Here is an 889-nt window from a genome sequence, read left to right on the forward strand (position 1 = left end):
ACGAAGATGTGGTCGTTTTCATGCAGCAGCACCCCATGCCCAAACTCGAGATCGCCAGCCGTGGTCACGCCAACAAAGCCGGTGAACATCTGGCCCGAGGAAGCAAGGAAATCAGCAGCAACGGACAGGTCGTAAAGGTCCGGGCCCATCATCTTCGCCGGATGAGGACGAACCCAGGTTTCGTCCTGCTCTTCATCCCCTTCCTCGTCGCTTGCGAACTCCCAGATGGGAAAAGCGATGAGGTCTTCCGGCTTGAGTTGGTCAATGGGCTTTCGGGTCTTCAACGATGGACGCATGGACAGTGTCTTCTAAGGTGAAAGTGTCAACAAAACCGGTCAAGCCCGGCCCTCGCTTGAAGAAAGGGTCAGGTCTCCGCTCCCCCTTGAGGAAACGAATGAGCTTGGGCCACATGTCAAACGCCTTTGAGTCGGATGGGTGGAGGTTTAGACGTTCCTGAACTATAGCTTTGCAAAGGCCCCTCTTTGTCGCCCTGGCTGTGCAGCCAGCGGTGTAGCCCACGCCGCACACACTCTGGAACACTTCATGCTTGCTGCACCGCACCAATCCCGAGTTGGATGTCTTGATTGAACAGGAGCACCCCATGCTGGACCGCACCGCGACCAAGTTTTCCCATGTCAAGCCTGGCGACACGCAGTTTGTCTCCGGTGGTTTGCGCGACTTTTTCCTGTACCGTGACCTCGGCATTGCCGACGCGACCAACGGCAAAGTCATCGCGCACCTTGTGAAGGCCAATATGGCACCAGAAACAGGCACGGGATGGCACCGTCATGAGGCAGATTTCCAGATCGTCATCATGACCAAGGGCTGGGCCCGCTTTATGTACGAAGACAAGGAAACCCTGGTCGAGGCCGGTGACGTGGTGCACCAG

At 56.8% G+C, this 889-nt stretch carries 2 protein-coding genes; one reads left to right on the top strand and one right to left on the bottom strand.

Annotated features, from left to right (window positions below; translation table 11 throughout):
- Positions 1–296: hypothetical protein (locus AC1DWI_RS24750; protein WP_477726123.1), on the bottom strand; the 296-nt coding region annotated here is incomplete at its 3' end.
- A gap of 305 nt (positions 297–601) precedes the next feature.
- On the opposite strand from AC1DWI_RS24750, the gene AC1DWI_RS24755 reads away from it, so the two are divergent.
- Positions 602–889 (top strand): AraC family ligand binding domain-containing protein (locus tag AC1DWI_RS24755; protein WP_477726124.1); only part of this gene is annotated, 288 nt, incomplete at its 3' end.

The sequence above is a fragment of the Polaromonas sp. P3_C2 genome (assembly GCF_056402675.1).